Genomic DNA, 22,008 nt, shown 5'->3' with positions numbered 1-22,008 from the left:
CATCGGTGCGCGCGCTCAGCGTTCGGCGGGCGCCGGCTCCACCCACTGCGCGAACACCGCGGCGATCTTGGCATCGGCCACCGGCTTGCCCTGCTGCACCGCCTCGGCCTGCTCGAACAGCGGCATGATCATCGCCATGCCGTCTAGCTTGGTCTTCAGGTGCACGCCAGGCGGCTTGCCGAGGAACGCGTCCCAGTGCGCGCGCACCTTGGCCCAGTAGCCCTGCGTCGCCTTCCAGTAATCGTAGGCCGGCTTGAAGTCGACCTCGCCGGTCTTGGCGTAGTCGTTGAAGCCGAATTCGCGTGCGATCGGCTGCTGGCTGCCGTCGGGCTTGCGCAGCACCTTGGTGTTGAACTGCTCGTGGGTCCAGCCGGCCGGGGTCAGCGTGTGCCGGTTGATCACCGCCAGCGCGTTGTAGTCGCTGCGCTTGGTGTATTCGCGCCGCGGCAGCGGACGCCAGCTCAGGTCGCTGGTCCAGGTCGGATGGCCGTCGGCATAGTCCCAGCGGCCGGTGCCGCAGTAGCGCGGCGCGTCGCTGACCTCGTACACGCACTGGGTCCACGCGCCGCGGGTGGCCGCGGCGGCGAGCGGGCGCACCTGCCAGGTCTGGTCGGCGCTGAACTCGAAACGCTGCGGCGCTTCGTAGCTCCAGTCCTGGCGCCAGTGCTTGGTCACGTGGCCGCTCTTGGTGTCGACCAGCAGATGCTGCAGCACCACCTTGCGCGGGCTGTCCTCGACCACGATCACCACTTCGTTGGCGCCGCTGCGCATCGCCGGCGCGCGCTCGTAGCCGGGCTTGAGCAGCACGGTCTCGTCGAAGGCGAAATCCACCAGGTACTCGCCCTGCATCGCCAGGATGCTGGCGCGGTCGCGTTGCGGATCGGCGTCCTGGGCTTGGGCCAGGCCGGTAGCGGCGAGCAGGAGCAGCAGAAGCGGTGATTTCATCGTCGTGGTCGGTCGCGGTAGCTGAGAAAGAGAGGAGGAAACGCGCCCTAAAGGCGCAGCACTGGCCAAGGCCGTTGTGGATCATGACGCGTGGTCGGCAGGCCGGCGCGGGCGCAGCAGCAGTCGTCGACCAGCACTTCGCCCTCGGCCGCTTCCAGCCGCGCGATGCGCCGGGCGATGCTGGCGCCCAACGGCGACACGCTGGCGACGCTGGCCGCCAATTCGCCGTCGCTGGCATGCAGGCGCAGCGCCCGCGCGCGCCAGCTGTCGCCGCTCAGACGCCCGGCCACGCGTCGCCACAGGCGTTCGGCGACGCCGCCGTCGGCGCCGCCGCTGTGGACCGCGGGCAGCGCCGACAGCAACGCGTCCCAGGCGACGAAATCGCTGTCCGGCAGCAGGTACAGGCGCCAGCAGCAGCGTTCCTGGCGATCGTAGAAGCACAGGCTTTCGAGCAATCCGTCGCTGTCCACGCCGAGCTGCGCGCCGACGCGCAGCGCATGGTTCCAGCCCATCAGTTCCGTGCCCAGCTGCGCGCGGTACAGGCACAGCACGGTACCCAGTGCGGCCAGCTGCGCCGGGCGCGGCAGCGGCGCGGATGCGGCGATCCGGGTCGCGTCGGTGATCGCTGGCGCCGCCTTGCCCATGCGCCGCTACCAGTCCAGCGCCAGGCTGACCGAGACGTTGCGCCCGGCGCCGGTATAGCGGTCGAGCACCGTGCTGCTGGCCAGCGTCGCGCCGGGCAGCGCGTTCCAGTCGATGTAGCGGCGATCGGCCAGGTTGAACACGCCGACGTTGAGCTTGGCGCCGGGGGTGAAGTTCCAGTGCGCCAACAGGTCCAGCGTCGCATAGCCGGACGGCGTGTAGTACGTGGCCAGCGCCGGGCGCTTCTTCTTCGCCACGACGGTGCCGACCAGTTGCGCGCCCCAGGTGTCGCGGTCGTAGGCCAGGCCGACCACGCCGCGCAGCGGGTCGATCGCGTTCAGCGGCGCGTCGTCGGTCTTGTTGTCGCCGCGCGCATACGCGGCGCTGGAGTGCAGCGACCAGCCGGCCCAGCGCGCGGACAACGCGCCGAAATCGACACCGGCCTTGGCCTCCACTCCCTTGATCACCACGTGGTCGACGTTGCGCGACTGGTACAGCATCAGGCCGTCGGCGTTGAAGCCGACGAAGCTGTAGGACTCGATGAAATCGCGGTAGTCGTTGTAGTAGCCGCTCAGGCCGAAATAGCCGGCGGCGGTGGCGTAGCGCAGGCCCAGTTCGCCGCCCTTGCTGGTTTCCGGCTTCAGGTCGGGATTGGCGATCGCGGTGTAGCCGACCACGAGGTTGGTGAAGCCGATATTGACGTCGTTGTACGGCGGCGCGCGGAACCCGTGCGCGTAGTTGGCGTACAGCGACCACGCATCGTCGATGCGCCAGATCGCGCCGAGCTTGGGCGAGACGTTGCTGTCGGTGACCTTCTTCGCCGCCACGCCGGGGTTGTCGTTGGCGAAGATCGCATCGACCTGCGGCGACAGCCGGTAGTAGTCCACGCGCAGACCCGGGATCAGGCTGAAGCGGCCGTCGGCCAGGCGCATCTCGTCCTGCAGGTAGGCGCCGGCCTTGGTGGTCTCGGTGACCGGGAAGTCGCGCACCGGGAACGTCTCCAGGCCCACCGTCTTGCTGATCGCGCCGCTGCCCAGGTTCTGCGTGTAGCCGTCGCGCTTCTCGTGGGTATCGTTCCACGACAGGTCGATGCCGTAGCTGATGTCGTGGACCACGCTGCCCTGGTCGACGTGCTTGTGCAGGTTGGCCTGCAGCCCGTACAGGCGCTGATCGAAGTTGTGTTCGGTGTGGCGCAGGGTGTTGTTGCTGCGGCGCTCGTCGGTGCGCTGCAGGCTCTCGCTGTCCTGCCGGTACAGCTGCCACTGCAGGTCGTCGGCGAGCAGCGTGTCGAGCTGGTCCACCTCGTGGGTCAGCGACACGCGGGCGCGGGTCTGGTGGTCGCGGCCGCGCTGCGACAGGATGCTGGAGGTGACGCTGCTCAGCGCGTCGATGCGGCCGTAGTCCTCGTTGCCTTCCACGGTGAGCTTGAAGCGCTGGTTCGCGCTCGGCGCGTAGACCAGCTTGCTGAGCAGGCTGCGGCCGTCGCTGCTGAGCGGATTGGGCGCGGTGCGCGCCGCGCCGGTGCTGCGGTTGTCGCCCTGGGTCTCGCTTTCCTGGCCCTGGCGGTGGCTGACCGCGGCCATGCCGCTCCAGCGCTCGCCGCCGAAGGCGACCAGCGCGCCGCCGAACAGGCCGTCCCACTCGCTCTCGTAGCCGAACTTCAGCCCCACGTAACTGTGCTTGCCCGGCGCCAGGTAGTCGGCCGGATCCTTGGTCACATAGGCGACCACGCCGCCGAGCGCGTCCGAGCCATACAGCGAGCTGGCCGGGCCGCGCACGATCTCGACCCGCTTGAGCGTTTCCATGTCGACGAAGTTGCGGTTGGCGTTGAGGTAGCTGCCGAAGCTGAAGGTGTCCGAGACCGGGATGCCGTCGGTCTGGATCAGCACGCGGTTGCCGTCCAGGCCGCGGATGCGGATGCCGCCGACGCCACTGAAGCGGCCGCTGTTGCCGGTGACCGACACGCCCGGGGTGTAGCGCAGCAGGTCCTTCAGGTCGTAGACCAGTTCCTGGTCCATCTGCTCGCGGTCGATCACGTCGACGCTGCTGGGCACGTCCACGATCGCGCGCTGGGTGCGGGTGGCGGTGACCTGCAGGCGATCGAAATCGCGCGGGGTGGCGGCATCGGCTGAAGCGGCGGACGCGGCGTCGGAGGCGGGGGCGGCATGTGCGCAGGCGGCCAGGGCCAGCCACAGCGCACCGGTGAGCGGAGCGGTACGGAGCATAGGAGTCATCGGGTGGGTCGCGAAAAGACCTCGGCCAAGCCGGCCCAGGGGCCGGCGCGCGGGCCGAGGGGGAGAAAACGATCGCGACTGCGGGGCGGCCGCGGCGGGACCATGGGTCCGGCCAGGTGGCGGCAGTGTCGAGCGGTGGCCCGGCCGCGCATCGCGCGACCGGGCGGGGATCACTTGGTCAGGATCAGCTTGTCGTTGCTGGTGTGGCGCAGGCGATAGACGCGGTCGCCATGCTGGATCAGCACCTCGCGGCGCCCTTTCAGCAGCGCCTCGCTGCTGATCGTCTCTTCGGCCGGAACCGCGCGCGGCAGCGAGCGCTCGCGCAGGCTCAGGGTTTCGGGGTGACGCAACAGGACGGGTTGAGCGGTCATGGTCGGGCTCCGTACACAGGGGTCGATACGGATGATAATGATTCTCAATAATTAAGCAAGAGCCGTTCTCGTTTGTAGATATTCAAGCTGCCAAAGGCCGCGCCGGCATTCGATCCGGTCCCCGACTCAGGCCACCGCCGCCTCGACCTGCGCCCACCACGCCGGGTCCTCGCGCGCGGCCAGCGGCAGCGCGTCGAAGTTCTCCAGCAACTGCGCGACGCGGCTGGCGCCGAGGATCACCGTGGACACGTGCGGATTGCGCAGGCACCACGCGATCGCCAAGGCCGCCGGCGCCACGCCTTCCGCGGCCGCCAGCGCGGTGAAGGCGCGCGCGCGCTCCACGCGGCGCTGCTCCGGCGGGCCGATCACCTCGTCGTGCAGCCAGGCGTTGCCGGCCTGGCCCAGCCGCGAGGCCGGATCGATGCCGTCGTTGTACTTGCCGGTCAGCAGGCCCGAGGCCAGCGGCGACCAGATCGTGGTGCCCAGGCCCAATTCGGCGTACAGCGGCGCGTATTCCTGCTCCACGCGCTGGCGGTGCAGCAGGTTGTACTGCGGCTGCTCCATCGACGGCCCCTGCAGGCCCAGCGCCTGCGCCAGCTGCGCGGCCTCGCGGATGCGCGCGGCCGGCCATTCGGAGGTGCCCCAGTACAGCACCTTGCCCTGCCGGACCAGCGCGTCCATCGCGCGCACGGTCTCCTCGACCGGGGTGTCGGCGTCGGGGCGGTGGCAGTAGTACAGGTCCAGGTAGTCCACCCGCAGCCGCTTCAACGCGGCGTGGCAGGCGTCGGTGACGTGCTTGCGCGACAACCCGCGCTGGGTCGGGCGCGGCGCGTCGACCGCGCCGAAGTACACCTTGCTGGACACGCAATAGCCATCGCGCGGCAGCCGCAGGTCGGCGATCACGTCGCCCATCACCTGCTCGGCGCGGCCCTGCGCGTAGACCTCGGCGTTGTCGAAGAAGTTGACGCCATGGTCCCAGGCGGCGGCGATCAGGTTGCGCGCTTCGTCGCGGCCGATCTGTCCGCCGAAGTTGATCCAGGCGCCGAACGACAGCGCCGACAGCTGCAATCCGGTGGCACCGAGGCGACGGTACTGCATGGCGTTTTCCTCCTGCTGTGCAAGCCCGCGGCGTGGCCGGCGGGCGGTCGCACAGTGTAGCGAGGGGGCCGACGTGTGGCGGCACGCTGCGGCCGGGCCGGGTGCGCGGAAACCGCTCCCAAACTGGAACGCTGGCCCAAGAACGCGCCCGCGGTCGGTTCGCCCGAACGGCCACGGCACCTGCCCGGATGCCCGGCGCGACCCGCATCTGGAATGGCCGACATGCTCCAGCGCCAGGTTTTCCGGCGCTGAACGGGGTTTACCTTGCCGCCCGTCACCCCCTGCACTAGGCTTCCTCTCTTTGGTCCGGCGATCCAGGGGAAGCAGATGGTCGAGGGTTTGGGGAGGATCGGCTTCGGCCTGTTCGGGTTGGCGGTGTTGATCGGGATCACCTGGCTGTTCTCGAACAACAAGCGCGCGGTCGATTGGAAGCTGGTCGCGACCGGCCTGATCCTGCAGATCGCCTTCGCTTCGCTGGTGCTGCTGGTGCCGGGCGGACGCGAGGTGTTCGACTGGCTGGGACAGCTGTTCGTGAAGGTGCTGAGCTTCGTCAACGAAGGCTCCAACTTCATCTTCGGCAGCCTGATGGACACCACCAGCAACGGCTTCATCTTCGCCTTCCAGGTGCTGCCGACGATCATCTTCTTCTCGGCGCTGATGGGCGTGCTGTACCACCTCGGGGTGATGCAGGCGGTGGTGCGGGTGATGGCCTGGGCGATCACCAAGGTGATGCGCGTGTCCGGCGCGGAGACCACCAGCGTCTGCGCCAGCGTGTTCATCGGCCAGACCGAGGCGCCGCTGACGGTGCGGCCCTACATCCCGAAGATGACCGAGTCCGAACTGCTGACGATGATGATCGGCGGCATGGCGCACATCGCCGGCGGCGTGCTGGCCGCCTACGTGGGCATGCTCGGCGGCAGCGATCCGGCGCAGCAGGCGTTCTACGCCAAGCACCTGCTGGCGGCGAGCATCATGGCCGCGCCGGCGACGCTGGTGGTGGCCAAGCTGCTGATCCCGGAGACCGGCACCCCGCTGACCCGCGGCACGGTCAAGATGGAAGTGGAGAAGACCACCAGCAACATCATCGACGCCGCGGCCGCCGGCGCCGGCGACGGCTTGCGCCTGGCGCTGAACATCGGCGCGATGCTGCTGGCCTTCATCGCGCTGATCGCGCTGGTCAACGCGCCGCTGACCTGGCTCGGCGACGCCACCGGCCTGGCCGCGGCGATCGGCCGCCCGACCAACCTGTCCACCATCTTCGGCTATCTGCTGGCGCCGATCGCGTGGGTGATCGGCACGCCGTGGGCGGATGCGACCACGGTCGGCTCGCTGATCGGTCAGAAAGTGGTGATCAACGAATTCGTGGCGTACAGCGAGCTGTCGAAGATCGTCAAGGGCGAGATTCCCGGCATGCAGCTGAGCAGCGAAGGCCGGCTGATCGCCACCTACGCGCTGTGCGGCTTCGCCAATTTCAGCTCGATCGCGATCCAGATCGGCGGCATCGGCGGCCTGGCCCCGGAGCGCCGCCAGGACCTGGCGCGGTTCGGCCTGCGCGCGGTGCTGGGCGGTTCGATCGCCACCTTCATGACCGCCACCATCGCCGGCGTGCTGTCGCACTTCGGCTGATGCAGTCCCCCTTTCCCCAGTTCCCGTTGAGAAGCAGCACATGCCTATGAGTTCGGTCATCGTCGTCGGTTCGTTCAATGTCGACCACGTCTGGCGCTGCGAAACCCTGCCCGCCCCCGGCGCCACCATCGCCGGCCGCTACAGCACCGGCCCCGGCGGCAAGGGCTTCAACCAAGCGGTGGCGGCGGCGCGCGCCGGCGCCCGCACCACCTTCGTGTGCGCGCTCGGCGACGACGCCGGCGGCGCGATGGCGCGCGCGCTGGCGGCGCAGGACGGGATCGACCTGGCCGCCGAGGCCAGCACCGAGCCGACCGGCACCGGCGGCATCTACGTCGATGGCCACGGCCGCAACACCATCGTCATCGGCGCCGGCGCCAACGCCGCGCTGAGCCTGGACTTCGTGCAGGCGCAACGCGCGCTGCTGGGTTCGGCGCGGGTGCTGCTGGCGCAGCTGGAATCGCCGATCGAGACCATCGAGGGCACCCTGGCGCTGGCGCGCGAGACCGGCCTGACCACGGTGCTCAACGCGGCGCCGGCCAATGCGCAGACCAGCATCGGCCTGCTCAAGCTGGCCGACGTGCTGACCCCGAACGAGACCGAGTTCGCCGCGCTGCTGGCGCGCCACGTCGGCGAGCGCGTGGAGGCCGACGACGTCGCCGCGGTCGACGGCGGCAGCCTGCACGCGCTGTGCCGCAAGCTGCTGCCGGGCGGCACCGTGGTGGTGACGCTGGGCGCGGTGGGCGCGTTCATCTCGCATCCCGACGAGCGCATGCGCGGCGACACCCAGCCGTACTACCGCATCGGCGCCGAGTCCGCACAGACCGTGGACACCACCGGCGCCGGCGACGCCTTCAACGGCGCGCTGGTGGCCTCGCTGGCGCAGTCGCCGAACGCCAGCTTCGCCACCCACGTGCGCTTCGCCAACCACTACGCGGCGCGTTCGACCGAGGCCGAAGGCGCTGCGGCATCGATGCCCGCGCTGGTGCCCGAGATCGGCTGAGCCGCCGGCAATATCCACCCAGGTCCCGCCAAAGCGCCCGTCGCCGCGGCGGGCGCGCATCCGACAAGGAGTTCCCGATGCCACGTTGTTCCTTCAGATCGTTCATCGCGCTATGCGCCTTGTTGGCGCCGCTGTCCGCGGCCGCCGCGCCACGCTGCGACTGGAACAGCATCGCTGCCGACGCCGACCGCGCCACGGTCACTGCGTCGGTGCGCACCCTGCAGCAGGCGATCGCGCCGCGCTACGAGGAGGCCGATCTGGAAGCCGGCGCAGCGCTGGCACGCGGCCTGCTGCAGCGCGCGCAGACGCCGCAGGCGTCGGGCAAGCTGGAAGGCCGCTGGAAAGTGCGCTCGATCCAGGTCGATCGCGGTTTCGCCTATGCCTATCCGTACTTCAAGGCCGAGATCGGCGCCGATCCGTGCGGCTACCGCCTGAGCAAGACCAGCGGTTCGCAGCGAAGGAGCGGCACGCTGTATCCGTTGGCCAGCGGCAGCCCCGCATTCGCGTTCCTGGGCGCCAGCACCGTCAACGACGAGCCGCAGGGCCGCTATGCGCCCGGCAACGTCTCCGACGGCACCCATGGCAACAGCGTCGGGCGCCTGGTCGCGCTCGGACCGGACGAACTGCTGCTGATCCTGGACGGCAACGCCGACGGCTTCGAGCTGTACCAGCTGATCCGCTGAGCGGTTGCGCCGGCGCCGGCCGCGCAGTTGGCAGCGGCCGCGGCGGCGGCGACAATGGCCGCATGCGCATCGGCCCCTACACGATCGAACCGAAGGTGATCCTGGCGCCGATGGCCGGGGTCACCGACAAGCCGTTCCGGCTGCTGTGCAAGCGCCTGGGCGCCGGCCTGGCGGTGTCGGAAATGACCATCTCCGACCCGCGCTTGTGGCAGACCCGCAAATCGCTGCAGCGCATGGACCACGCCGGCGAACCGGACCCGGTCAGCGTGCAGATCGCCGGCACCGAGCCGCAGCGACTGGCCGAGGCGGCGCGCTACAACGCCGACCACGGCGCGCAGCTGATCGACATCAACATGGGGTGTCCGGCGAAGAAGGTGTGCAACGCCTGGGCCGGCTCGGCGCTGATGCGCGACGAAGCGCTGGTGGCGCGCATCCTCAGCGCGGTGGTGAACGCCTCGCCGGTACCGGTGACGCTGAAGATCCGCACCGGCTGGGATTGCGACCACCGCAACGGCCCGGCCATCGCCCGCATCGCCGAGGACTGCGGCATCGCCGCGCTGGCGGTGCACGGCCGCACCCGCGACCAGCACTACAGCGGCCAGGCCGAGTACGCCACGATCGCGCAGATCAAGGCCGCGCTGCGCATCCCGGTGATCGCCAACGGCGACATCGACTCGCCGCACAAGGCCGCGCAGGTGCTGGACGCGACCGGCGCCGATGCGGTGATGGTCGGCCGCGCCGCGCAAGGCCGGCCGTGGATCTTCGGCGAGATCGCGCACTACCTGGCGAGCGGCGAGCTGCTGCCGGCGCCGCCGCTGCAGTTCGTGCGCGACACCCTGCTCGGCCACCTGCAGGCGCTGCACGATTTCTACGGCGAAGCGCAGGGCGTGCGCATCGCGCGCAAGCACCTGGGCTGGTACGCCAAGGACCGCCCCGAAAACGCGGCGTTCCGCGCCGTGGTCAACCGCGCCGAGACCGCGCAGGCGCAGCTGGCGCTGACCGCCGACTATTTCGACGCGCTGATCGCCGGCGTGCCGCCCGCCTTGCCCGCCTTGCCCGCGGCGGCCTGAGCGCCGCCAGGAGCACGCCATGAGTACGCCCACGCCGCCCACCTATCTGCATGGCTTTTCCGGCACCGAGCAGGCGCGGCTGCTGAAACAGGCGCGCCTGCTCGAAGCCACGCTGTTCAACCAGATCGACTACACCGGCGCGCGGCGCCTGCTGGAAGTGGGCAGCGGCGTCGGCGCGCAGACCGAAGTCCTGCTGCGCCGCTTTCCCGACCTGCACGTGACCGGCGTGGATCTCAGCGAGGTGCAACTGCAGGCCGCGCGCGACAACCTGCAGCGCATGCCGTGGTGCCGCGAACGCTACACCCTGCAGCAGGCCGATGCCGGCGACCTGCCGTTCGAGCCGCGCAGCTTCGATGCCGGATTCCTGTGCTGGGTACTGGAACACGTGCCGTCGCCGGCGCGGGTACTGAGCGAAGTGCGGCGCGTGCTGGCGCCGGGGTCGCCGGTGTACGTGACCGAGGTGATGAACGCCTCGTTCCTGCTGCATCCGTATTCGCCCAACGTGTGGCGCTACTGGATGGCGTTCAACGACTTCCAGTACGACCACGGCGGCGATCCGTTCGTCGGCGCCAAGCTGGGCAACCTGCTGCTGGCCGGCGGTTACCGCGACGTCAGCACCGAGATCAAGACGCTGCACCTGGACAACCGCGAGCCGGCCCGGCGCAAGACCATGATCGCCTTCTGGGAAGAAGTGCTGCTGTCGGCCGCCGAGCGGCTGCTGCAGGCCGGCGCGGTCGGCGAGGACACCGTGGCCGGCATGCGCCGGGAGATGGCGCAGGTGCAGAGCGATCCGGACGCGGTGTTCTTCTATTCGTTCGTGCAGGCGCGCGCGACGGTCTACTGACCGCCGCCGCGGTGCGCCCGCGGGACCAGGTGCACGCCCGTCGTGCTCAGTGCGCGGCAGGCGGCGCCGCGCCGACCGGCGTGGCCGCCGCCGGTTCGGTCCAGATCCGCCGCCACATCTTCGCCAGCGCGGTGCGGATCTGCCCGCGCGCCACCGGCGCGCGGTACGCGGCCTGCAGCTGGCGCGGTTCGATCGCCTGCCAGCCGCTGCCCTGCTGCCGGGCCACCGCGAAGTTGAAGTTGTAGTCCGGCTCCAGGCCCATGCGCAGGTCGCTGAGGACCAGCTCGCCGTCCTTGACCTGGGCGCGCATGAAGCCGCGGTTGAACCAGCTCAGCCGCTGCACCGCCGGCAGCGCGCGCACTTCGCCCAGCGCCTGGGCGTTGGACGGAAAGCCCTGGAAACGCATCGGTCCGTTGTCGGCGACCAGCGAGCGTTCGCCGATCACGTAGCCGCCCGGGGTCATCGCCACCACCCGCCACAGCAGCGTGTTGAACGGCATCGGCACCGAGAAGCGCGGCGCGTGCTGCAGGCCCATCGCCGCCAGCGCACGGTCGGCTTCGCGATCGACCATGTGCTTGGCCAGCAACGACCAGCCCAGGTAGGCGCTGCTCAGGATCAGCCCGGCCAGCAGCGCCTGCTGCGCGACGCGCCGCGTGCGCCCCCACCAGGCGACGGCGCAGGCCAGGATCAGCCACAGCGTGTAGCCCGGATCGATGATGAAGACGCTGGACCACATCGCCGGCGGCGGCCGCAGCGGCCACCACAGCTGGGTGCCGTAGACGGTGAACGCATCGAGCAGCGGATGGGTGATCAGCGCCAACTGGATCGCCCAGAACCAGCGTTGCGGGGCTGCGGCCACGCGGCCATGGCCGAAGCGCCGGTACAGCCACCAGATCAGCCAGCCGAGCAACGGCAGCACGAACAGCGAATGGCTGAAGCTGCGGTGCACCGTCATCAACGTGACCGGGTCGCGGGTCAGCGGCAGCAGGAGCAGCGAATCCAGGTCCGGCACGGTACCGAGCGCGGCGCCGGCGAGCAGCGCGGCGCGGCGATGCGCCGCGGGAGTGATGACGGCGGCGACGGCGGCGCCGAGCACGATCTGGGAGAGGGAGTCCATCGGGCGATGCTAGCAGGCGATGGGGCATCCGCGATCTGAAGCAACCGCGAGACCGCCGCTGCCAAAGGACTGCTGCCGATCAGTGTGGTGCACTCCGCTTGGCCTCGGGCCATCGGCCCGGAGCGCTTCCAGGACGAGCCTGCTTGCTGGCTTCGCTTGTCGCGGTTGAGAACGCTCCTACAGAGGCTTGCGGCAGGACCGCTGCATTGTGGAAGAGGCTTCGGCCCGAAGGGCATACGACACCGCAAGGCCTATCGCTCCGTTCGTCGCGACTGAAGTCGCTCCCACAAGGAGCGCTCCGCGGCGAACCCAGCATTTGTGGGAGGGACTTCAGTCCGACTGCATCCAGGCTGGCAAGCATTGCCGCTTCGTTCGTCGCGGCTGAAGCCGCTCCTGCAGGGATTGCGAAGACGGCTGGGTGCACTGTGGGAGGGACTTCAGGCCCGACTGCATCCAGGCTGGCAAGCATTGCCGCTTCGTTCGTCGCGGCTGAAGCCGCTCCTACAGGGATTGCGAAGACGACTGGGTGCACTGTGGGAGGGACTTCAGGCCCGACTGCATGCATGCTGGCATGCATTGCCGCTTCGTTCGTCGCGGCTGAAGCCGCTCCTACAGGTGAAGCCTGGCGCGAGTGGGTGGAAACGTCGCCGTCGCAATTCGCGCGCGATCAGGCCGCCTGCGGCAGGCGCAATATGCGTGGCGCCAAGGTCTCCAGAACCTGACCGGTATGCGACAGCAGCTGCAGCCGGCCCTGATGGTCTTCGCTCAGCGCGGTCAGGCTCTCGACCCAGTCGCCGTCGTTGGCGTAGACCAGGCCGTCGCGCTCGAACAGGCCGGCGCGGTGCACGTGGCCGCAGACCACGCCGTCCAGGCCGCGGCGGCGTGCGTCGTCCAGGCCGGCGTCGACGAAGCGTTCGATGTAGCGCTCGGCGGCGCTGCTCTGCCGCTTCAGGTAGTCGGCCAGCGACCAGTAGCGCATGCCGAAGCGGCGGCGCACGCGGTTGGTCAGTTGGTTGCCGGTGAGGATGCGGTAGTACAGCCAGTCGCCGAACTTCTCCTGCAGGCCGCCGAACTGGGTGACCGCGTCGTAGTCGTCGCCGTGCACCACCAGCAGCCGGCGCCCGTCGGCGGTCACGTGCACCGCGCGCCGGCGCACCTGCATCGCCGGCAGCGCCAGGCCGCAGAAACGGCGGATCGGGCGGTCGTGGTTGCCGGGCACGTAGATCAGCTCGGTGCCGCCGCGCGCCAGCGCATGCAGCGCATCGATCACGCGCTGGTGCGCCGCGCCCCAGACCGCGCGGCGTTGCGCCATCCACCAGAAATCGACGATGTCGCCGACCAGGTACAGCTGCTTGCAGTGCAGGCCTCCGAGGAAATCGGCCAGTTCGCGCGCATGGCAGTGCGGCGCGCCCAGATGCACGTCGGACACGAACACCGCGCGGCGCGGTGGGGACAAGCTGCTCACCTTGTTCATGCCATCACCTCTGCTTCGCTGCGGGGCCGTTCCAGGTAGCGCATGCGCTTCTTGCTGCGGATGCGCTGCAGATCCAGTTCGATCAGGCCGTCGACCGCGTCGTTGAACGCCGGGTCCACGCCGAAGGCGAGGAAGCGCGCGCCGCCGGGCTCGCACAGTTCGGTGTATTGCTTGTAGAGCATCGGCACCGCCGCGCCGAGCGCGTCCAGGTTGCCCTTGAGCACCTTGAACGCGGTGTCCGCGTCCAGCGCGTCGAACGCCGGCGGCGCCTGCGAATAGTCGAACGGCCGCGCCGAGGCCGCTTCGCCCAGCGCATCGCCGTAGTAGTGCGCGTAGTAGGCCACGATCTGCTCGCGCGCCTGCCGCGGCAGTGCCGCGCTGATCGAGACCGCGCCGTACAGGTAGCGCACCTGCGGGTAGTCGCGCAGGTAGGCGCCGATGCCCTGCCACAGGTAATCGATGCTGCGGCTGCCCCAGTAATCGGGCACCACGAAGCTGCGGCCCAGCTCCATGCCCGCGGCGATGCGCGGCAGCAGCGCTTCGCCGTAGCGGAACAGCCCGGCGGTATAGAAACCGGCCAGGCCGCGCTCGGCCAGCACCGGTGCGCCGCGGGCGACGCGGTAGGCGCCGACCACGCGCGCGGCGGCGCCGTCCCACAGCACGATGTGCTCGTACCAGGTGTCGTAGTCGTCCAGGTCCAGGCGCCGGCCGGTGCCCTCGCCGACCGCGCGGAAGGTCAGCTCGCGCAGGCGCCCGATCTCGCGCAGCAAGGCCGAGCCGGCGCGCAGCCGGCCGACCCGGATCTGCTTGCCGTCCACGGTCTGGCCCAGGCTGCGCAGCGCGGCCAATTCCGCCGCCACCGCGGCCGGGTCCTCGGCCTCGACCAGCGGCTCTTCGCTCGGCGCAGGCGCGCTGGCGCCGGCACGACCCAGCGCATACAGCTCGCGGCGCAGGCCGCGCATCAGGTCGGCGTCGGACTGATCCGGCGGCAGCGTGCGCGCATGGCCCAGGCTCAGCGCGATGCGGCGCTCGCGGCGGGCGAACATCTCCCGCGCCAGCAATGCGGTGCCGGCCGGCTTGAACAGCGCGGAGGCGCCGTAGAACAGCGCCGAGTTGCGCGCATGGATGCGCACCGGCAGCACCGGCGTGGCGGTGCGCAGCGCGAAGCGGGTGAAGCCGCGGCGCCAGCGCCCGTCGGCCACCCCGCCCCAGCCCAGCCGCGACACTTCTCCGGCCGGGAACACGATCACGCACTGCTCCTGCTCCAACGCCTGCTCGATCGCGCGCACGCTGGCCGGCGACGGCGCGCCGCCGAGGATGCGCACCGGCAGCAGCAGCTCGCGCAGGCCTTCCAGCGCCCACAGGAAATCGTTGGCGACGATCTTCACGTCGCGCCGCACCTGGCCCACGCAATCCAGCAGCGCCAGCGCATCCAGCGCGCCTGACGGATGGTTGGCGACGATCAGCAGGCGCCCACGCGCCGGAATGCACTCGGCGGGAGTCGGCGCGACCACGTAGCGCGCCTGCAGGAAATCCATCCCGGCCTGGACCAGGGCGAAGCCGCGCAGTTCATGGCTGGCGTCCAGGAACGCGTCCAGCGCGTCCAGGCCCGACCACTTCTGCAGGCCACGCAGCAGCGGCCGCACCAGCCGCGAGCGGCGGCCGGCGAACCAGTGCGGGTAGCGATCCTGCAGACGACGTTCGAGTGCGAGCACGGCAAGCCCCCTTGCTGACTGCGCACAGCTTCGGCCCCCGCGGCGACACCGATCTTGCAATATGACTACGGCAAGGTGACGGCGGGGGCCCTGCCGGCTGACCGGTTAACCTTGCCCAACGCCGCCAGGGGCACAATGCACAGCACCGCGCGCCCGTGTATCATGCGCGTCCATCTTTTCATCCGAATACAAGGATATAGCCGCGATGTCCAGCTATCTCTTCACCTCCGAGTCGGTCTCCGAAGGCCACCCGGACAAGATCGCCGATCAGATCTCCGACGCGGTGCTCGACGCCATCCTGACCCAGGACAAGCGCGCGCGCGTGGCCTGCGAGACGCTGGTCAAGACCGGCGTGGCGATCGTCGCCGGCGAGATCACCACCAGTGCCTGGATCGACCTGGAAGCGGTGACCCGCAAGGTGATCCTGGACATCGGCTACAACAGCTCCGACGTCGGCTTCGACGGCGAGACCTGCGGCGTGCTCAACCTGATCGGCAAGCAGTCGCCGGACATCAACCAGGGCGTGGACCGCAAGAAGCCCGAGGAACAGGGCGCCGGCGACCAGGGCCTGATGTTTGGCTACGCCACCCGCGAGACCGACAGCTTCATGCCGGCGGCGATCCACCTGTCGCACCGCCTGGTCGAGCAGCAGGCCAAGATCCGCAAGAAGAAGAACTCGCCGCTGGCGTGGCTGCGCCCGGACGCCAAGAGCCAGGTCACCCTGCGCTACGAAGACGGCGTGGCGACCGCGATCGACGCGGTGGTGCTGTCCACCCAGCACGACCCGGACATCAAGCAGAAGCACCTGATCGAGGCCGTGCGCGAGGAAATCCTCAAGCCGGTGCTGCCGGCCAAGTGGCTGCACAAGGGCACCAAGTTCCACATCAACCCGACCGGCAAGTTCGTGATCGGCGGGCCGGTGGGCGACTGCGGCCTGACCGGGCGCAAGATCATCGTCGACACCTACGGCGGCTGGGCGCGCCACGGCGGCGGCGCGTTCTCCGGCAAGGATCCGTCCAAGGTCGACCGTTCCGCCGCCTACGCGGCGCGCTACGTGGCCAAGAACGTGGTCGCCGCCGGCCTGGCCGACCGTTGCGAAGTGCAGGTCTCCTACGCCATCGGCGTGGCCGAGCCGACCTCGATCTCGGTCACCACCTTCGGCACCGGCAAGATCGCCGACGACAAGATCGAGAAGCTGATCCGCAAGCACTTCGACCTGCGTCCGTTCGGCATCATCCAGATGCTCGACCTGATCCACCCGATGTACCAGCAGACCGCCTCGTACGGCCACTTCGGCCGCACCCCGAAGGCGTTCACCTACACCGACGGCACCGGCGCGCAGCACAACGCCACCGCGTTCTCGTGGGAAAAGACCGACCGCGCCGACGCGCTGCGCGCGGACGCGAAGCTGAAGTAAGCCCGGTTCGACCGCGCTTGCACGAAAACGGGCCGCATCGCGGCCCGTTTTTTTTGGTCCGTCCCGGCGGCGATGACGCCTGCGTCGCGGTCGGAAGGCACTATCGCGACGGTATGCGGATTTCCACTGTGGGAGCGACTTCAGTCGCGACGGGCTTTATCGGTAAGTCCCGTCGCGACTGAAGTCGCTCCCACAATGTCCCCTGCACCGAATGCAGACATAGGTTTCGGGTCGCCGCCCCAACCGACTCAGCCGCGCCGCTGCAACGACTCCTGCAACACCTGCTGGAACTGCTGCAGCGTGCACAACCCGGTCTTGGCATCGCTGCAGCCGGGCACGCGCAAGGTCTGCAGCAGCGGTGGCGCGTGCAGGTTCAGCGGGGTCAGTTCGCGCAGCTGGTCCAGCGATTGCGCCTGGTAGCGCAGGCGCACGTAGCGCTGGCCGCTGCGTACGTCGCGCACCTGTTCCAGCACCAGCGCGCCGCCAGGCGGCGAATCGTCCAGGCCGAAGCCGGGCAGATGGAAGTGCAGGTCGAGCAATCCGCTGAGCGCGGCGATATGGGTGTCGCTGGCGACCAGCACGGTCAGTCTCGGCGCGTCCGCCACGCCCAGCGTGTCCAGCACCCGCTGCGCCAGCGGCGCGCCGGCGCGCGCGGCCATGTACTGCGGTCGCGCGTAGATCTCGAACAGCAGCGCATGCAGCCGCGACACCGCGCCGATGCGCGCGCGGGTGGCGCGGCCCCAGCCGACCTGGTCCAGCGGCAGGCCTTCGGCGTATTGCAGGATGAACACCTCGGCGGTGCCGGAGGTCAGGTCCAGCGGACCATGCAGGGCGATGCCGCGGCCGTCGGCGCCAGCGCTCAGCGACGACGGCATGCGCGCGAAATCGCAGTCCCTGGCGCTGCAGCCGAGGATCTTGCGCATCGTGCGCAGCTCCTTCGCATAGGGCGCCAGCACCGCGCCGGGACCGCCGGTCTGGCGCTGAATCGAAGCCACCGCGGCGGCGGCATCGAAGTCCACCGCGCCGGCCTCGACCGGACGGAACAGCGGATCGTCGCTGCCTTGCGCCCGATGCCCGGCCTGCAGCCCGCAACCGGGCGCCAGCGTCTCGGCCAGGACCTGCGCACTGGCGATGGTGCGCTGATCGGTGTTGGCGTAGACGCTGACCGCGCCGGCAGCGGGACAACCGCTGGCCGGCAGCACGCCGTCGCGAACCAGCCATTGCCGGGTGTAGTCGCCGCTCAGTTGCACGGCGACGCGGCCGTGCTCGGTGAGCAGGCTCGCCGGCGTGTTCCACACCGGCCACGGACGGTCGGCCAGCGCCGCCGCCGCGGCCTCGCCTTGCAGCGGCGCGCGCACGCCGTGGCGGAACAGCATCAGCACCTGCTCGACTTGCAGCTGTGGCGCCGTTGCCGCCTGCTGCGGTTGCCGCGCCTGTGCGCCCGCCGCCGTCGCCAGTACCACCCACAGCATCCAGCGCATGCGCTTGCTCATCGTCGTTCCAGGAAAAGGGAAAAGGAAACCGCTCACGGTCCGCCGCCATCGCAGCGCGCGCTGACCCGGTCGCAGCGCAGGCCCGCGGCGATGCCCAGCTGATAGCCCAGCCGCAGCGGGTCGGGTGCGCCGGCGTAGTAGTCGGTGCTGATCCATTGCGCGCCGGCGTCCAGCGCCGCCTGCGCGCGCCGCCGATCGTGGGCGCGCGCCTGCACGCCGTCCACGTCGGCACGGGTGCGCACGATGTAGCCCTGCGCGACCCGCGTGCGGATCAGCGCCGCATCGGCCTGCGGATCCTCGATCGACAGCACCGCGGCCTCCGCGGCGTCGGCCGCATACCAGCCGAACATCATGCGTCCGGCCAGCGAGGGATGGCCCTGCCGGTACAGCGCCTCGTGCCGCGGGTTGCCGTCGAGCACGAACAGCAGACGCCCGCGCGCCTGCGCCAGGGTCGGCCAGCGCCTGTCCAGCACCGCCGCGCGCAGACTCGGCGCAGTGCCGCGCACGTCGTCGGGCACGATCAGCCGCGCGCGGCCGAGGACCTCGGCGATGTCGCGGTCGAGCGCGTCCAGGCCGGCCGCATCGAACGCGGCGCGGTGCGGCCACACGCCCGGCGACGGATCGAAGTCCACCGCATTGACCAGCACCACCAGCGGCGCGTGCCGCGGATGCGCCTGCGACCAGCGCGCGAAGATCGCCAGGCAGTCGCGGAACCGCAGGCAATGGCTGGCGTAGTCCAGGCCCGGCTGGTGCAGCACCTTGGCGCCCGGCATGCGCATCTTCGCCAGCGTCGCCGCCGCGGCGCGGCCATGCGCATACGGCGCCGCGTACAGGCCGCCGTGCGGATCGGCGGCGACATCGAGTTCGAACTGCAGCAGGCCCAGCGCCAGTTGCGCCTGCAGCGGCGGATGGCCATAGGCCAGCGCCGGCCATTCGGATGGCGCATGCGCCTGCAGCCGGCGCTGCACCTGCGGCGTTGGCCACGGCCGGTAGCTGTTGTGCGACCCGAGCAGTTGCAGTTGGTCGAGCCGCAGCGATTCGGGCGGCGCCGGACGTTCCCGGGCACCGCCGTGCATGGCCGGCATCGCCAGCAGCGCGCCGATCCATGCGAGCCGCCGCACGCGCCCCGGCAGCATGCCGCGACGCGCGAGGGAAGCGGGCCCGTGCGAAGGCCGCCGGTTCAGAACGTGTACTTCACGGTCAGCAGGCTGGTGCGCCCGGCATCGACGATGTCCGAGATCGCGGTGCTGTTGCGGCCGACGTGCGCCCAGTAGCTCAGGCGGTTGGTCAGGTTGGCCACCGACAGGTCGGCGCGCAGGTGCTCGTTCACCGCGTAGCCCACGTGCAGGTCGACGCGGGTGATCGGCTTCACCCACAGGTCGTCCCAGCTGGCGCCCTGCTCCAGGTAGTCGTAGACCGACACGTATTCGCCCGAGTAGTGGTAGCTCAGGTTCACCGACAGCGGCCCCTTCTCGTAGAACAGCTCGGCATTGGCCATCAGGTCCGGCGCGTTCTGGATGCGCTCGTCGCGGAAGCCGGCCATGCCCAGGTCGACGCGGGTGGACTGGCGGGTGACGTTGGCGCCGATGCCGAAACCGTCCAGCGGCGCCGGCATGCCCTGCAGGGTCTGCCGCACCGCCGCTTCCACGCCCAGCACCTTGCCGTCGCCGCCGTTCTGCGGGCGCACGTAGCGCACGTTGCCGCTGCCGCTGCCGCTCGCGCCGGCATTGGCCGCGTCCGATCCGTTCTCGTAGATGTAGTCGGACAGGCGCTTGTAGTAGCCGGCCAGCATCGCGTGGCCGCCGGCGCCGTTGTCCCATTCGCCGGACAGGTCAACGTTGAGCGCCTTGATCGGCTTCAGGTCGGGATTGCCTTCGGTGATGGTGGTGACGCCGTCGCTGGACACGTCGTAGTTGGAACCGCCGCCGAGCTGCACGAACGCCGGGCGCGTGTAGCTGGTCCAGACCGAGGCGCGGTACACGGCACGGCCGTCGCCGGGGCGGTAGTTCAGGAACACGCTGGGCAGCGGTTCGTCGTAGGTGGTGTGGTTGTTCTGGAAGTAGCCGGCCAGCTCGTTGCCGCCGCTGTCCTTGGGCATCGTCCAGAACGTGTTGCGGATGCGGGTCTGCTCGAAGCGCAGGCCGGGGATGATCTCCAGGTCGCCGGTCTTGAACGTCGCCATCGCATACGCCGCGGCCACCGCCTCGGTGCCGCGCATCGTCGCGCAGTTCTGGTTGTTGATCGCCAGGCTGCCGCAGGTGTCGAAGGCCTCCGGGGTCATGTACTGGGCGATCGAAGCCTTCAACGCCGCATTGCTCAGCTTGACCGTTGGGTAGTCGTACTTGCCCGGATACACCGCATCGTATGCGCCGTTGACCAGGCCGGTGTCGGCCAGCAGGGTGCCGTCGGTGAACTTGGCGGTGGTCCAGTCGCGCGAGGTGAACTCGCGCGAGCTGTCCACGTACTTCACGCCGAACTGCAGGCTGCTCAGCGCGCCGTCGTCGAAGTCGTAGCGCGCGTCGAACTTGGCGCCGCCCTTCTTCTGCCCGCTGTAGGACTTGGTCAACTGGCCATGGCGGCGCGCGTACAGGCTGCCGATGTCGTTGGCCTGGTTCTGCATCGCCGCGGTCAGCTGCGGCACCGGGAAACCTTCGCTGTCGTAGCCGATGAAGCTGTTGGCGCCGTACGGGAACTGGGTGGAGGTGTACTGGTCCACGCGCGCGGAGACTTCGATGTGGTCCGGGCGATCGTTGTCGCCATAGCCGTAGAACAGGTTCGGCGACAGCGTCCAGTTGCCGAGCTGCTTGTCTGCGCCGAACTGGAACGTGGCCAGGTCCGCCACTTCCGGGTTGGTCTCGTACCAGTAGCGCAGGGCGACGCGGTTGATCTGCGGCTGGTACACGCCGCTGCTGCCGATCTGCGTGTAGCTGACGCTGGCCGGCACGAACTGCGTATAGCCGGTGTTCTGCTCGGTCTTGGCGTAGGCGTAGGTCATCCGCGCGTACAGCTGCAGGCTCGGATCGACATGCCAATCGAAGGAGACGTTGCCGCCGTAGCGCTTGGTGTCGCCGCCGGAATAGCCGATGTTGGTGCCGGTGGACTGCAGCGCGTCTTCCGGGTCGACGCCGGCGGCCAGCTTGCCGACGGCGGTAGTGCGGGAGAACTCCCACGAACCGTCGTTGCGCGCGGCGGAGGCGCTGGCCACTTCGCTGTTCACGTAGTGGCGCTCGTCGTAGTAGGCGCTGGCGTAGAGGCCGAACTGGCGTTCGCTGCCGAACTTGGCGTGGAATTCCCCGGCCGCACCCTTGCCCAGACCGCTCTGGTCGTAGTCGCGGGCGCGGCTTTCCATGCGCCCGCTGGCGGTGACGCTGCCGCCGATCGCGTCGCTGTAGTCGAAGCCGCTGGGCGTGCGGTAGTCGATGGTGCCGCCGATCGCGTCGCCGTCCATCGCCGCGGTGGAGGTCTTGTTCAACACGATGGTCTGCAGGCCCGAGGGCGGCAGCAAGCTCAGCTGCACGCTGCGGCTGTACGGCATACCCTGCGCGACGTTGACGCCGTTGATCAGGTTGACGTTGTATTCGGCATTGAGGCCGCGCACCGAAGCGAACATGCCCTCGCCGCGCGCGGCGCCGTCGACGCCGCCGAAATACGACTGCCCGGTGTTGACCACGTTGACGCCGGGCAGCAGGCCCAGCGCCTCGGCGATGTTGTGCACGGCGGTGTACTTCAGGTCGTCGGCCGACAGCACGTTGGCGGTGTTGCTGGCCGCCATCTGCATGTCGGCGGCGTTGTAGCGGTTGGCGGCGACGGTCACCGCCGACAGCGTCGTGGCGTTCCTGGCCGCGGCCGGCGCGGTGTCGTCGCTGGACTGCGCCTGCGCCTGTGCCTGCGCGGCATCTTCGGCGTGGGCGGTGGCGGCGACGGTCAGGCTCAGCGCCAGGGCGATGGAACCGGCAAGCCGGTGCGGCCTGGCGCGGTGCGATGCGTGGTTCATGGGGATTCCATCAGGACGTGGGGGTGTGACCCGGCGCGCAACGGCGTTGCGGCCGGGAAGGCAAAGCAGCGCCCGTATCGCCGGATTCGAGCCGGCAACTGGGCGAATATCTGGGGGAGGTTCCGTGTCGGAGCCGGACCGTGCGACTGACGGGCCGTTAGCAACTGCGGCGCATTGTGTGCGCCGATGTTTGCAGGTGCGTGACGGGGTTCATAGATGAACATGCGCGCACTGCTGGGCGATGCGTGCGTGGTGACATCGCGACCGCAGACGAGCGCAACGGTA

Annotated in this window: 17 protein-coding genes; 6 read left to right on the top strand and 11 right to left on the bottom strand. The window is 69.8% G+C overall.

Annotation, left to right across the window (positions count from 1 at the left end):
* Positions 1-15: 15 nt before the first annotated feature.
* The 5 genes from J2Y70_RS10635 to J2Y70_RS10615 form a co-directional block, all read right to left on the bottom strand.
* Positions 16-945, bottom strand: coding sequence for a DUF6607 family protein (locus tag J2Y70_RS10635; protein ID WP_309917004.1), 930 nt, complete (start codon positions 943-945; stop codon positions 16-18).
* 47 nt (positions 946-992) lie between these two features.
* Positions 993-1,589 carry a Hemin transport protein gene (locus J2Y70_RS10630; protein ID WP_309917001.1) on the bottom strand — a complete coding sequence of 199 codons (597 nt, stop codon included), beginning with the start codon at positions 1,587-1,589 and terminating at the stop codon, positions 993-995.
* A 6-nt stretch (positions 1,590-1,595) separates the two neighbouring features.
* On the bottom strand, positions 1,596-3,812 hold the full coding sequence (locus tag J2Y70_RS10625; RefSeq protein WP_309916998.1) for a TonB-dependent hemoglobin/transferrin/lactoferrin family receptor: 2,217 nt from the start codon (positions 3,810-3,812) through the stop codon (positions 1,596-1,598).
* A 179-nt stretch (positions 3,813-3,991) separates the two neighbouring features.
* The gene (gene hemP / locus J2Y70_RS10620; RefSeq protein WP_263397321.1) at positions 3,992-4,192 is read right to left on the bottom strand and encodes a hemin uptake protein HemP; all 201 of its coding nucleotides are present in this window, start codon (positions 4,190-4,192) and stop codon (positions 3,992-3,994) included.
* Positions 4,193-4,318: 126 nt separating this feature from the next.
* A complete protein-coding gene (locus J2Y70_RS10615; protein ID WP_309916993.1) occupies positions 4,319-5,290 on the bottom strand; it encodes an aldo/keto reductase in 972 nt (323 codons plus the stop codon).
* 327 nt (positions 5,291-5,617) lie between these two features.
* On the opposite strand from J2Y70_RS10615, the gene J2Y70_RS10610 reads away from it, so the two are divergent.
* The 5 genes from J2Y70_RS10610 (at position 5,618) to J2Y70_RS10590 (ending at position 10,513) form a co-directional block, all read left to right on the top strand.
* Complete coding sequence (locus J2Y70_RS10610; RefSeq protein ID WP_263397319.1) at positions 5,618-6,916, top strand: NupC/NupG family nucleoside CNT transporter; 1,299 nt, start codon at positions 5,618-5,620, stop codon at positions 6,914-6,916.
* 46 nt (positions 6,917-6,962) lie between these two features.
* Complete coding sequence (locus tag J2Y70_RS10605; RefSeq protein WP_309917080.1) at positions 6,963-7,916, top strand: ribokinase; 954 nt, start codon at positions 6,963-6,965, stop codon at positions 7,914-7,916.
* A 77-nt stretch (positions 7,917-7,993) separates the two neighbouring features.
* Positions 7,994-8,599, top strand: a complete 606-nt coding sequence (locus tag J2Y70_RS10600) for a DUF4893 domain-containing protein (protein WP_309916990.1) — start codon at positions 7,994-7,996, stop codon at positions 8,597-8,599.
* Between the two features lie 62 nt (positions 8,600-8,661).
* On the top strand, positions 8,662-9,669 hold the full coding sequence (gene dusB, locus J2Y70_RS10595; RefSeq protein WP_309916987.1) for a tRNA dihydrouridine synthase DusB: 1,008 nt from the start codon (positions 8,662-8,664) through the stop codon (positions 9,667-9,669).
* 19 nt (positions 9,670-9,688) lie between these two features.
* Positions 9,689-10,513 (top strand): methyltransferase domain-containing protein, encoded by an 825-nt coding sequence (locus J2Y70_RS10590; RefSeq protein WP_309916984.1) that lies wholly within the window; start codon positions 9,689-9,691, stop codon positions 10,511-10,513.
* Positions 10,514-10,559: 46 nt separating this feature from the next.
* Here the strand turns inward: J2Y70_RS10590 and J2Y70_RS10585 are convergent, their stop codons facing one another.
* The 3 genes from J2Y70_RS10585 to J2Y70_RS10575 all read right to left on the bottom strand — a co-directional run bounded on the left by J2Y70_RS10585 (position 10,560) and on the right by J2Y70_RS10575 (position 14,819).
* Positions 10,560-11,630, bottom strand: a complete 1,071-nt coding sequence (locus J2Y70_RS10585; RefSeq protein ID WP_309916981.1) for a metal-dependent hydrolase — start codon at positions 11,628-11,630, stop codon at positions 10,560-10,562.
* 667 nt (positions 11,631-12,297) lie between these two features.
* A complete protein-coding gene (locus tag J2Y70_RS10580) occupies positions 12,298-13,104 on the bottom strand; it encodes a UDP-2,3-diacylglucosamine diphosphatase (RefSeq protein ID WP_309916978.1) in 807 nt (268 codons plus the stop codon).
* The gene (locus J2Y70_RS10575; protein WP_309916975.1) at positions 13,101-14,819 is read right to left on the bottom strand and encodes a GNAT family N-acyltransferase; all 1,719 of its coding nucleotides are present in this window, start codon (positions 14,817-14,819) and stop codon (positions 13,101-13,103) included. Before J2Y70_RS10575 ends, J2Y70_RS10580 begins: the two co-directional genes overlap by 4 nt.
* 205 nt (positions 14,820-15,024) lie before the next feature.
* Here J2Y70_RS10575 and metK point away from each other — a divergent pair, with 205 nt between their 5' ends.
* Entirely contained in the window at positions 15,025-16,236 is a 1,212-nt protein-coding gene (gene metK, locus J2Y70_RS10570; RefSeq protein WP_263397312.1) for a methionine adenosyltransferase, read from the top strand.
* A 248-nt stretch (positions 16,237-16,484) separates the two neighbouring features.
* On the opposite strand, the gene J2Y70_RS10565 is transcribed toward metK, so the two are convergent.
* From J2Y70_RS10565 to J2Y70_RS10555, 3 genes are read right to left on the bottom strand one after another with little or no spacing between them, the layout of a single operon-like run.
* Entirely contained in the window at positions 16,485-17,729 is a 1,245-nt protein-coding gene (locus tag J2Y70_RS10565; RefSeq protein ID WP_309916970.1) for a histidine-type phosphatase, read from the bottom strand.
* A gap of 32 nt (positions 17,730-17,761) precedes the next feature.
* On the bottom strand, positions 17,762-18,865 hold the full coding sequence (locus tag J2Y70_RS10560; protein ID WP_309916968.1) for a Ca2+-dependent phosphoinositide-specific phospholipase C: 1,104 nt from the start codon (positions 18,863-18,865) through the stop codon (positions 17,762-17,764).
* 44 nt (positions 18,866-18,909) lie between these two features.
* Positions 18,910-21,723, bottom strand: a complete 2,814-nt coding sequence (locus J2Y70_RS10555) for a TonB-dependent receptor (RefSeq protein WP_309916965.1) — start codon at positions 21,721-21,723, stop codon at positions 18,910-18,912.
* Positions 21,724-22,008: the final 285 nt, after the last annotated feature.

The sequence above is a fragment of the Xanthomonas sp. 1678 genome, from assembly GCF_031455575.1.
Taxonomy (GTDB): domain Bacteria; phylum Pseudomonadota; class Gammaproteobacteria; order Xanthomonadales; family Xanthomonadaceae; genus Xanthomonas_A.
This window is presented reverse-complemented; position numbering and strand designations above follow the sequence as displayed.

Coding starts and splice junctions, on each gene's coding strand:
- J2Y70_RS10635 (WP_309917004.1), bottom strand. CDS start 945: ATGAAATCACCGCTTCTGCTGCTCCTGCTCGCCGCTACCGGCCTGGCC.
- J2Y70_RS10630 (WP_309917001.1), bottom strand. CDS start 1,589: ATGGGCAAGGCGGCGCCAGCGATCACCGACGCGACCCGGATCGCCGCA.
- J2Y70_RS10625 (WP_309916998.1), bottom strand. CDS start 3,812: ATGCTCCGTACCGCTCCGCTCACCGGTGCGCTGTGGCTGGCCCTGGCC.
- hemP (WP_263397321.1), bottom strand. CDS start 4,192: ATGACCGCTCAACCCGTCCTGTTGCGTCACCCCGAAACCCTGAGCCTG.
- J2Y70_RS10615 (WP_309916993.1), bottom strand. CDS start 5,290: ATGCAGTACCGTCGCCTCGGTGCCACCGGATTGCAGCTGTCGGCGCTG.
- J2Y70_RS10610 (WP_263397319.1), top strand. CDS start 5,618: ATGGTCGAGGGTTTGGGGAGGATCGGCTTCGGCCTGTTCGGGTTGGCG.
- J2Y70_RS10605 (WP_309917080.1), top strand. CDS start 6,963: ATGAGTTCGGTCATCGTCGTCGGTTCGTTCAATGTCGACCACGTCTGG.
- J2Y70_RS10600 (WP_309916990.1), top strand. CDS start 7,994: ATGCCACGTTGTTCCTTCAGATCGTTCATCGCGCTATGCGCCTTGTTG.
- dusB (WP_309916987.1), top strand. CDS start 8,662: ATGCGCATCGGCCCCTACACGATCGAACCGAAGGTGATCCTGGCGCCG.
- J2Y70_RS10590 (WP_309916984.1), top strand. CDS start 9,689: ATGAGTACGCCCACGCCGCCCACCTATCTGCATGGCTTTTCCGGCACC.
- J2Y70_RS10585 (WP_309916981.1), bottom strand. CDS start 11,630: ATGGACTCCCTCTCCCAGATCGTGCTCGGCGCCGCCGTCGCCGCCGTC.
- J2Y70_RS10580 (WP_309916978.1), bottom strand. CDS start 13,104: ATGAACAAGGTGAGCAGCTTGTCCCCACCGCGCCGCGCGGTGTTCGTG.
- metK (WP_263397312.1), top strand. CDS start 15,025: ATGTCCAGCTATCTCTTCACCTCCGAGTCGGTCTCCGAAGGCCACCCG.
- J2Y70_RS10565 (WP_309916970.1), bottom strand. CDS start 17,729: ATGAGCAAGCGCATGCGCTGGATGCTGTGGGTGGTACTGGCGACGGCG.
- J2Y70_RS10560 (WP_309916968.1), bottom strand. CDS start 18,865: ATGCTGCCGGGGCGCGTGCGGCGGCTCGCATGGATCGGCGCGCTGCTG.
- J2Y70_RS10555 (WP_309916965.1), bottom strand. CDS start 21,723: ATGAACCACGCATCGCACCGCGCCAGGCCGCACCGGCTTGCCGGTTCC.